The organism is Kitasatospora sp. NPDC057223 (genome assembly GCF_042669755.1).
Taxonomy (GTDB): domain Bacteria; phylum Actinomycetota; class Actinomycetes; order Streptomycetales; family Streptomycetaceae; genus Kitasatospora.
Genome location: NZ_JBHUWW010000215.1, coordinates 1 through 9,513, shown reverse-complemented (window position 1 = coordinate 9,513; position 9,513 = coordinate 1). Strand labels below are relative to the sequence as shown.

Here is a 9,513-nt window from a genome sequence, read left to right as displayed (position 1 = left end):
GCCTGCTCCGCGACATCGCCGAAGGCCGCGAGGTCGGCGACACCACCACCCTCGCCGACAGCAGCGTCATGAACCTCATCCAGTCCCAACTGCCCACAACCGGCACCGAAGACTGACCACCGCCGATCGGCAGCGCCGACGCGGGTGCGGCCGTCAGCCGCACGCGGCAGCGAGGGCCCTGCGGATCCGGACGGGCTCGTACGTGGGCGAGGCGATCGAGAGGACGACGAGGGCGGTGCGGCCGAGGTGGGCCGCGAGTGCGGAGGAGGCGGCACTCGCGTCACCCGACTTCACCGCCTCGGCGATCGTGCGGTGCTGCTCACTCGTCCCCGCCTGCCATTCGAGCGGGTTCCACGAGACGAAGGCCAGGCGGTAGCGCGTGGCGTGGTCCGACAACAGGGCGAGTTCACGTTCGATGCGCGGGCCGGACGGATGCACCAGGGCGCGGTGGAACTCCTCGTGCGGGCACTCCCACTGCTCGACGTCCCCGGCGGTCGCCTTCTCGTCCATGTCCAGCAGCAGCTGGTCGAGTTTCCGGAGGTGGGCCTCGCTCATGCGCGGGACCGCGATCCCGATCGCGAGCGATTCGAGGCTGATCCGCATGGCGTAGAGCTCGTCGAGGTCCTCGTCGCTGAATGCCGCGACCCGGGCACGGTGCTGGGACTCCTGCTGGATGAAGCCCTCACGCTGCAGGATCCGCAGTGCCTCCCGCAGGGGGCCGCGGCTCACCCCGAGTTTCCGGGCGAGTTCGACCTGCGAGAGCGGGTCGCCGGCGCGCAGGTCGCCGTGCATGATCGCGCGTCGCAGCGCATGGTGGGCCCTGCTCACTTCGTCGGGGTGGACGAGCTTGTCCACCACCTCAGCTGACTGTGCTGTCATCGCAGGTCGGCCCTTCGCGTTTCCAAACGGCGTCCGGGCGGTTCGACGAACCGCCCGGACGAGCTGCAAGTACCACCGTATCCGACGTCTGCCGCAAACCTGCCGACACTTTGGCCGGTGGCTCCGCTCCGACCGGCGCCCTGTTTCCCTCTGACCGCCCGCCTTCATGCGGATGAGCCGGACCTCACCCCCATGGGGCGACGGCACAGTGTTGACATTCTGCCCGGGCGGAGCCGGACGCCGGTCCGTCGGGCGGCCGGCGGTGGGGTCAGGAGTTGCCTGCCGAGCGGTGCTCGTTGCCCACGACCGTGTTGCGCACCGTGCCCAGTCGTTCGACCTCGACCTCGACCACGTCTCCCGGCTGCAGCAGCCGGGGAGGGGTACGGGCGTAGCCGACGCCCGCCGGAGTGCCGGTGGCGAGGAGGTCGCCGGGGCGCAGGGTCAGGGTGTGCGAGATGAGGGACAGCGTCTCCCCGACGGAGTAGATCATCCGGTCGGTGCGGGCGTCCTGGACGGTCTCGCCGTTGACGCGGGTCTGGAGCCGCAGGCCCTGCTTCAGGTCACCGACCTCGGCGGCGGGGACGATCGGGCCGATCGGGCCGGACCGGTCGCCGTTCTTGCCCAGGATCCACTGGGAGGTCAGCTTCTGCGCCCTGCGGGCGGTCAGGTCGTTGAACGCGGAGTAGCCGACGACCGACGCCTGCGCCTCCTCCGGGGTGGCGTCGACCAGCGGGGCTCCGACCCAGGCGACGACCTCGCCCTCCCAGTCCAGCCCGTCCTCGTTGGAGGGCACGGGGACCTCGGCGCCGTCCACGCTCAGGGACTGCGGCCACCGGGCGAACAGGGTGGGGTAGGGCGGCAGTTCCTCGTCGCGGAAGCTGCCTTCGGCGGCGTGGTCCGAGTAGTTGAGCCCGATGCAGAAGACGCGCGCGTCGGGAAGCACCGGCGGGACCCGCTCGACCGAGGCGACGGCGAGCGTCGGGCCGGCGGGCGGCTGGGAGAGGTGCCGCGCGGGGTCGGCCCAGAAGTCCGCGAGGGGGGCGACGATGGTGACTTCGTCGCCCTGTTCGGACAGGGCCGCGACCTCCACGGCGGAGTCGGTGTGTGATCGCCGGACGCCCACGATTCTCACTGGTTTTCCCTTTCCGGTCGCCGGGCCTTGGCCCAGGACCCCTTTGACGTTGATGGCCGGTGTGCCGAGACGGTGATCCCGCCGGTCAGATGACGGCGTCATCCTGGTGCGGGCCGGTGTGGTCGTGGTCGAGGTGGTGCTGGATCAACAGGTCGGCGCCGAAGTCGTTCGAGGGGTCGCGCCAGACGCTGTGCACGTGGTTGGCGTTGTCCTCGGCGTTGTCGAACTCGACGAGCGTGACGGGGCCCTGGATCCGGAAGTAGTGCGGCTGTTCGACGGACGTGCCGCCGGCCCAGGCGAAGCGCAGCTCCTCGACGCCGCCGGCGGCCGCGATGCGGTCCATCTCGAAGCCCACCAGCCCCGGCCGGGCGCGCTCGACGAAGCGGGCGAGCAGCTCGTCGAAGTGCCCGCGCTGAAGGGCGGAGAGATCACCGGCCCGGACGCCACGGGGATGGGCCCGGAAGTAGGCCAGGGCCTTGCGGTCCTCGTCGGTGATCATCGCGTCGCGGCGGCCGACACCGTGGTAGGCGGGGTACTCGACCTCGCCGATGGTCTCGACGGTGCGGGTGACGAAGTCCGCCGGGGGCCTGGAGTGGATGATCGCCTCCTGCTGCTGGGAGCCGGTGAGGCTGTCGAGCAGGGCGAAGGCCGAGTCCTCCTCCTCCCCCAGGATCCGGAAGGGGCCGAAGCCGGCGGGTTCGGCGCCGAGCAGGAACGGGGTGGCGCTGACCAGGTCCCCGTCGACGACGGTGACGTTGAGCGACAGGTGGTGGCCGACCAGCCGCCAGCCCCAGGTGGTGTCCGGCTGCGGCTGCCCGAAGAAGGTGAGGAAGTAGCCGCGGGCGTCGCGGAAGGTGGCCGCGACGTGCCCGAACACGGGCAGGTTGAGTTCGCGGAGCAGGTGCTCGTTGGCCATCACCTGGACCACGCGGGCGTAGGCCGGGATCGACATCGACTCCGCGATCAGCCGGTGCGCCAGCACCTCCTGGCCGCGGTCGAGCTCACCGAGCGGCAGGCCGTGCCGGCCGGACTCGGGCAGGAAGTTCCAGTGCGTGCGGCCGGGGTCGGCGTGGGGCAGCAGCACCCGCGCGCGCTGGTCGCCGCTCAGGGCGTCGAACAACCCCATCGCAGCGAACGTGATCAGCGTCGCGTCGAACGAACCGTTCGCTCGCGGCCGGTGCACCGCGGGGAGCCCACCGTCGGAATGCTGATGCGGATGCGGCGTCGTCATGACGTTCCTCCTTGGTTTCCTCGTGGAAGGACCCCGTCCTGTGCGGCCGGCTGGACGGCCCGGCGCAGGAGCGAGACGAAACGGGGGATGTCGGTGTGCTCGCCGGCCGCGAACACGTAGAAGTCCGGCCGGGCGAGAAACACCTCGCAGTCGTGCTCGGTGAACCAGCGCCCGTAGGCATTGTCGAGATCCTGCACCGGACCTTCGTCCGACACGTCGGCGATCACGCCGCCGATCTGCCGGAACCAGGACACGTCCTCGGCGCCCAGGAGCGCGGCAGGGTCCCCGGCACGGCTGATCAGCTGCCAGCCGCCACCGACGACATCGTCGAACAGGCCCGTCCGGTCGCCGGCCCGGACGCGCCCCTGCGGTGCCAGCCGCCCGTCGGCGTCCTTGCCCGCGACCGTCAGCGAGGGCTCGCCCAGCCGGGGGTGCGGGGGCTCCTGGGCGGCGGCGCCGGGGTCGCCCGACAGCTTCCTCATCTCGGCGTCCCGGGCGGCCGCCCGGCCGGCGTCGAGTTCGCAGATGACCCGGCCGGCGGCCACCGCCTCGTCGATGATCTTCCGGACGTGTCCGGTGCGCTCCGGCCCGTACGTGTCGAGGACATCCGGCGACGCCAGGCCCTGGTGCACCATGCCGAGCCGCCAGGTGAGCGCCCGGGCGTCCCGCAGTCCCGCGCAGAGGCCCTGCCCGAGGAACGGGGGCATGAGGTGGGCCGCGTCACCCGCGAGGAAGGTGTTCCCCTCGCGCCAGCCGCGCGCCCACCGCCCCCGGAACGTGTACACGGCGTGCCGTTCCAGCCGGGCGGTCTCCGGTGTCACGCCCCAGGGCGCCATCAGCCGCCAGGCCGTGCTGTCCCGGCCCAGCTCCTCGACGGTGGTGTCCGCGCGGCGCATGAACTCGAACCGCCGCCGTCCCGGGCCGCTGTTGACGGCGGTGGCCGGCTGCGCCGGGTCGCAGTACTGGGTGACGAAGGCGCTCCAGTTCTCCTCGGCCAGCGGCTGGTAGTCCACCACCAGCCAGTCGGCCTCGAACCCCGAGTCCCCGACCTCGATGCCCAGCCGGGAGCGGACCGGGCTGTTGGCCCCGTCGGCGCCGACCAGCCACCGCGAGCGGACCTGCACGGCCCCGGCCGGCTGCCCGGTGGGGGTGACCTGGACGGACACTCCGTCCTGGTCCTGCGCGAGGTCCTGGAAGGTCCAGCCGCGGTGCACCTCGACGCCGGGCGTCGCGACCGCGAGGGCTTCGAGGGCCGCCTCCAGGTCGGGCTGGTAGAAGCCGTTGGTGTTCGCCCATCCCGACTCGGCGGGCCGGTTCCAGTCGATGGCCCGCAGGAGTTCGCCCTCGCCGTTGCGGAACTCGTACCCGCCCCGCTCGCCCCGGGACGGTTCGAAGAGGCCGGCGTGGTCGTCCATCAGCCCCGCGGCCTGGAGGATGCGGAGCGCCTCGTGGTCGATGGTGCACGCCCGCGGCAGCGGATACCGCTGCGGTTGGCGCTCCACGACGGTCACCCGCAGCCCGGCCTGCCCGAGGAGGACGGCGGTCAGCAGGCCGACGGGGCCGCCGCCGACGACCAGGCAGTCGACGACGGGCCGCAGGGGCGCGGCGGAGTCGGGCTCTCGTGGCGTGGTCATGAGGCCGACTCCCCCGCGCCGAGGCTGTCCGCGGCGGTGGCCGGCCGGCCGGCGGCCGGCGCGGGGTCGGGGAGTACGGGGGCGGGGGTCACGGTCGTGTGCTCCGGTCGGGTCGGGACGGATCGGGGGCGGTGGGCGCTTCCGGGCAGGACGACGCACTTGGCGTGCGGCGAGAGCGCCTGCTCCCGCCACACGGAGGGGAGTTCGTCGAGCGGGAAGGTGCGGACCTCGACCTGGAGCTCGTCGCGGGCGAGGGCGCTCCACAGCCAGGTCAGGGCCGGCTGCTTGTCCCGCAGCGGGGTGTGCAGGCCGGCGAAGCCGGACAGGGTGAGCTGCTTGCCCCGCAGCAGCCCGGCCGGGATCCGCGCGGTCGCGCCGGCCGGGTTGCCGATGTTGACCACCCGCGCCCGTGGCGCGCACACCTGGAGCGCGGCCTCCAGCGGCGTCCCGTACACACCGTCGAGGACGACGTCCACCGGCCCGGTCACCGCCAGCAGACGCTCCGCCAGCTCGTCGGCGCCCTCGTCGGCGCGCAGCTCGACGACGGCGTCCGCGCCGAGCGGCAGCAGGCGCGCCAGCGCCGCCCGGTCCCGGGCGACCCCGACCACGCGCCCCGCTCCGCTGCGGCGCGCCACCTGGATCGCGAGCTGCCCGACCGCGCCGGTGGCTCCCAGTACCAGCACCGTCTCTCCCGGCCGCAGGCCGGCGTTCTCGATCAGCGGCATGAACGCCGCCGTGCCGGAGTTGCCGACGGCTGCGGTCCGCACCGGATCGAGGCCCTCGGGCAGCGGCAGCAGGTCCTCGTCGGCGACGAGCACCTGGGTGGCGAAGGTACCCGGGGTGGCCGGCGAGGCATGGCACTCGGCGTAGACCCAGGAGCCCAGGGGGTAGCGGTCGGAGTCGAGCACGACGCCCACGCACTCACTGCCCGGGACGTAGGGGTCCTCGTGGCGGGCCGAGTGGAACGTCCCGGAGGCGATCACCAGGTCGAGCGGGTTCAGGGGGGCCGCGACCACGGCCACCAGGGTGGTGCCGGCCGTCCGCGACGGCAGCACGACCGTACCCAGCCGGGGTTCGGCGCCGGGGGCGTCGACGATCGCGGCCGTGATCTCCTCCGGCTCACCGGACGAGGCGGGAGCCGGGGCGGCTCCGCCGTCGGGGTTGGATCTTCCGTTACGCGGCATGGATCTCTACTTTCAGGGTCGGGGCACTGACGCCGCTGGTCCTGACCACTCGGCCCCCGGACCGGCCGTGCCGGGACGACGTCGTCGACGGGGTCTGTCCGACGGCGGTGGGCAGCGGTGGTCGTCCCGGGGGACGGCGCGGGCGCCGCTCAGATGCCGGCCAGGCTCCGGAAGCGGCTGGAGTGGTAGACCAGCGGGGAGGTGTCCGGGGACGCGCTGAGCCCCAGGATGCGCAGCAGCACGATGTCGTGGTCCCCGAAGGGGACTTCCTCGTAGATCGCGCAGTCGAGCCACAGCGTGGCGCCGTCGACGAAGACGCTGCCTTCACCGGAGGAGTACCAGTCCGTCCCCGCGAAGCGGTTGCCCGCCTTGCTCGCCAGCCGCGCGCAGATGTCCTCCTGCCCCTCGGCCAGCACGCTCAGCCCCAGCCGGGGCTGCTCGCGCAGCCTCGGCCAGGTGGTGGAGGAGTGCTGGATGCACACCGACACCAGCGGCGGGTCCATCGAGACGGCCGTGAACGAGCTCGCGGCCAGCCCCACCGGCTCGCCGCCCCGCCGCGCGCACAGGGCGGTGACGCCCGACGGGAAGCACCCGAAGGCCCGCCGCAGCTGCTCCGGGGCCGTCACCGGCTCGATGTCTCTCATCGGAACTCCTTCTCCGGCCGGCGCCCAGCGCTCGCCCAGGTCGGTCCGGGCGTGGTCGCCCGGGTGTCATCGGTGGTCATGCCGCGGGTCTGGCCGCGTGGCGTCGGATCACGGGAACCGGCACCCGGCCGCCTCGCGGGCTCAGGTCCGGGCCGGGGCGTCGTCCAGCCACGCGCGGATGGCGTCGGCGTCGGCGTCGAGGACGGGTGGCGCGACGTGGTCGACGCGGGTCGTCTCGGTCTCCGCGCCCGTGGCGTCGACGCTGAAGGTCCGCAGGGCCGATCCGGGCAGTGTGATCTTGCCCAGGCTCCGGTGCTCGACGTCGAGGAGGAGCTGCTGCGAGCGCGTCTGCTCCCACTCGTAGACCTCGTCGAGGGTGCGGACCCGGCCGGCGGGGATGCCGATCTCGGCGAGCCGCTGGAGAAGCGCTTCCGGCTCGTGGGCGGCGAACACGGTTTCGAGCAGTGCGGTGAGGCTGTCCCGGTTCGCCGTGCGGTCGGCGTTCGTCGCGTAGCGCGGGTCGTCCGCGGCGATGTGGAACGCGGCACAGAGGCGGTGCCACATGCCGTCGTTGCCGCAGGCGAGCTGCACGCTTCCGCCCGCGCAGCGGAACAGTCCGTACGGGGCGATGGTCGGGTGCTGGTTGCCCTGCGCACGGCCGACCTCGCCCGCCACCGTCCAGCGGGTTCCCTGGAACGCGTGGGCCGCGACGACGGCGGACAGCAGGGACGTGCGGACGACCTGTCCCCGACCGGTGCGGTCGCGCTCCCGCAGGGCGGCCAGCACGCCGAACGCGCCGTTGATGCCGGCGAGCAGGTCACCGATGGGGACGCCGACGCGCTGCGGGTCGGCCGGGTCCGGACCGGTGAGGGACATCAGTCCGGCCTCGCCCTGGGCGATCTGGTCGTACCCGGCCCGGTGGGCCTCCGGTCCGTCGTGCCCGAAGCCGCTGATCGACAGCAGCACGAGGCGCGGGTTGAGCTCCATCAGCCGTGCGCTGCCGAAGCCGAGCCGCTCCAGCGCGCCCGGCTTGAAGTTCTCCAGCAGGACGTCCGCCCGCTCGATCAGCCGGGCCAGCACCAGTGCGTCCTCGTCGCGCTTCAGGTCGAGGGTGATCGATTCCTTGTTGCGGTTGCAGGACAGGAAGTACGTCGACTCGGGCGTCCCGTCACCGATGCGGACGAAGGGCGGCCCCCAGGAGCGGGTGTCGTCCCCGGCGGGGCTCTCCACCTTGATCACGCGGGCTCCGAGGTCGCCGAGCATCATCGCGGCCTGCGGTCCGGCGAGTGCGCGGGTGAGGTCGACGACGAGCAGTCCGCCGAGCGGGCCGGTCATGACCGGGCCTCGGGGGCGGTCGCCTGCGGGCTGTCCGGGTTCGGGCGGATCACCAGCATGCTCGCGGGGAGGTTGGTGCGGTTCTCGACGCTGCGAACCGTTCCGGTCGTGAGCCGCGCCCCGTCGAGGGCGGTCAGGACATGGGTGCCGCCGTCACCGTCGAGGAGGGTCAGGGTGCCGGTCAGCACGAGGTAGAGCGTCTCCAGCGGGACGGGTGACAGGTCGGCCCCGCCGCCGGGCAGGTAGTGCGACAGGGCGACCGTCACCGCGCCGTCGTAGTGCTCGCCGCCGAAGAGGTGGACGGGGGCGACACCGTGGTGGCCGACGGGCTGGAAGGGTTGGGCCTGTGTGAGCTGGATGATGTCGATCGGCACGGTGGTGGTACTCGATTCTGCCGGGCGGCGGGTCAGGCGCTCGCGGTGGCGGTGGCGGTGGCGGTGGCAGTGGCAGTGGCAGTGGCAGTGGCACTGTCGGCGACAGGGCACGGGGCGGGCCGGCAACGGGCGCATCGGCAACGGCTGCCCGCACGGTTCCGGGGCGGGAGGACGCGGCGGACGATGACGGCGCCGGCCGCGTCCTCACCGGTGGGGTGCAGGTGCGGCCCTTGACGGACACCTGCCCCGGGCCGCCTTCGACGGGCCCTCACGGGCCCGGCCGAAGAGGGTGGCGGCTGGGACACCACGATACGAGCCGTAGCGAAGATGTCAACATTTTGGGGCGGGCTCATTAAGGCCCGAGAATGGGGAAGCCGACGCGGACCCGCCCGGCCGAGCAGGCTCAGGGCAATTACGCCATCGGACACTGCCCGCGAAGACAGGCCGCATCCTCACACGTCGACTGCAAAAGTGTTGACATCTTTGGCGTGGCTCCTGTTGAGTAGCCTGACCGCACCACGCCCTGCGGGGCCCGTCACGCCCCCCACCCTCAGGCGTGACGGGCCAGCACGCCGGCGCGGTGCAGACGCTTCCGACTACGTGGCGGCACACCGTGGGGCGGTGCGGGTCCCGTCCACTTCGGGCACTGCCGAACGCACCGGCTCCCAGCCCCCGGCTTCCGACACCCACGCATCCGTCGGGTACGGGGCGACGACACGCGCGGCCGCTCCCCGGCCCCGCCGGCCGCCCTGCCACCCCACCATCACGTCCAGCGCCTCTGTGAGGACCTCCATGACAGTCCTGCCCCACGACGGGCCAACTCTCGCCGCCGAGTTCCCCGACAGCACACGTGAGCAGTGGCACCTCCTCGTGGAGGGTGTCCTGCGCAGGTCCGGCAAGGAGTTCTCCGGATTCGCGGCCGAGGATGCTCTCACCACTGATATCGAGGACGGCGTTCGTGCCCGTCCTCTCTATACCGCCGACGACACGGCGGTTGATTCCGGCTACCCGGGTTTTGCGCCGTTCGTGCGGGGTGGCAGGGCCGAGGGTTCGGTGCTGGGCGGGTGGGACGTGCGTCAGCGTCATGCCCATCCGGACCC

Annotated in this window: 9 protein-coding genes; 1 reads left to right on the top strand and 8 read right to left on the bottom strand. The window is 72.8% G+C overall.

The window, feature by feature from the left end; all coding sequences use genetic code 11:
- Positions 1 to 153 precede the first annotated feature (153 nt).
- The 8 genes from ACFUK0_RS38400 to ACFUK0_RS38365 all read right to left on the bottom strand — a co-directional run bounded on the left by ACFUK0_RS38400 (position 154) and on the right by ACFUK0_RS38365 (position 8,413).
- Positions 154 to 879 carry a GntR family transcriptional regulator gene (locus ACFUK0_RS38400; protein ID WP_380258418.1) on the bottom strand — a complete coding sequence of 242 codons (726 nt, stop codon included), beginning with the start codon at positions 877 to 879 and terminating at the stop codon, positions 154 to 156.
- 268 nt (positions 880 to 1,147) lie between these two features.
- Positions 1,148 to 2,011 carry a fumarylacetoacetate hydrolase family protein gene (locus ACFUK0_RS38395; protein WP_380258416.1) on the bottom strand — a complete coding sequence of 288 codons (864 nt, stop codon included), beginning with the start codon at positions 2,009 to 2,011 and terminating at the stop codon, positions 1,148 to 1,150.
- Positions 2,012 to 2,096: 85 nt separating this feature from the next.
- Positions 2,097 to 3,242: a DUF3500 domain-containing protein gene (locus ACFUK0_RS38390; protein ID WP_380258414.1), complete on the bottom strand. Its 1,146-nt coding sequence runs from the start codon at positions 3,240 to 3,242 to the stop codon at positions 2,097 to 2,099.
- Positions 3,239 to 4,876, bottom strand: coding sequence for a bifunctional 3-(3-hydroxy-phenyl)propionate/3-hydroxycinnamic acid hydroxylase (locus ACFUK0_RS38385; protein ID WP_380258412.1), 1,638 nt, complete (start codon positions 4,874 to 4,876; stop codon positions 3,239 to 3,241). Before ACFUK0_RS38385 ends, ACFUK0_RS38390 begins: the two co-directional genes overlap by 4 nt.
- Positions 4,873 to 6,060, bottom strand: coding sequence for a zinc-binding alcohol dehydrogenase family protein (locus ACFUK0_RS38380; RefSeq protein WP_380258410.1), 1,188 nt, complete (start codon positions 6,058 to 6,060; stop codon positions 4,873 to 4,875). The genes ACFUK0_RS38385 and ACFUK0_RS38380 overlap by 4 nt, the downstream gene beginning before the upstream one ends.
- Before the next feature lie 149 nt (positions 6,061 to 6,209).
- On the bottom strand, positions 6,210 to 6,704 hold the full coding sequence (locus ACFUK0_RS38375) for a flavin reductase family protein (protein WP_380258408.1): 495 nt from the start codon (positions 6,702 to 6,704) through the stop codon (positions 6,210 to 6,212).
- A gap of 141 nt (positions 6,705 to 6,845) precedes the next feature.
- Complete coding sequence (locus ACFUK0_RS38370; RefSeq protein ID WP_380258406.1) at positions 6,846 to 8,039, bottom strand: CaiB/BaiF CoA transferase family protein; 1,194 nt, start codon at positions 8,037 to 8,039, stop codon at positions 6,846 to 6,848.
- Positions 8,036 to 8,413: a hypothetical protein gene (locus tag ACFUK0_RS38365; protein ID WP_380258404.1), complete on the bottom strand. Its 378-nt coding sequence runs from the start codon at positions 8,411 to 8,413 to the stop codon at positions 8,036 to 8,038. Before ACFUK0_RS38365 ends, ACFUK0_RS38370 begins: the two co-directional genes overlap by 4 nt.
- A gap of 792 nt (positions 8,414 to 9,205) precedes the next feature.
- Between ACFUK0_RS38365 and ACFUK0_RS38360 the strand changes: the two genes are divergently transcribed.
- Positions 9,206 to 9,513: methylmalonyl-CoA mutase family protein (locus ACFUK0_RS38360; protein ID WP_380258402.1), on the top strand; the 308-nt coding region annotated here is incomplete at its 3' end.